We start from the raw sequence: 267 nt of genomic DNA on the forward strand, positions 1-267 counted from the left end.
GCCAATTCCGCCGCCGCTCTGCTCGCTGTCGACCGGCACGACCTCGTGCTCGGCGCAACCCGCGCCGCCCGCATCGCGCTGCAACTGGACGACAGGCGGATCGCCACCGGCATCCCTGCCGCCGATGCCCTGCATGAGGCTGGGGTCTCGCAGCAGGAGGAGATCATCGAAGCCGAGAAGGCAGCCTTGCTGCGCGCGCTGTCGCGCACTAGCGGTAACGTTTCGCAGGCAGCCGCAGCACTCGGGATCAGTCGCGCCACTCTGCAC

1 protein-coding gene is annotated in these 267 nt (G+C 69.3%); it reads left to right on the plus strand.

Translation table 11 applies throughout. The features are described 5' to 3' along the window. A partial coding sequence (locus EOD29_RS32185; protein ID WP_281059249.1) for a helix-turn-helix domain-containing protein occupies positions 1–267 on the plus strand: 267 nt, incomplete at both ends.

Source organism: Mesorhizobium sp. M1A.T.Ca.IN.004.03.1.1 (assembly GCF_003997555.1).
Taxonomy (GTDB): domain Bacteria; phylum Pseudomonadota; class Alphaproteobacteria; order Rhizobiales; family Rhizobiaceae; genus Mesorhizobium.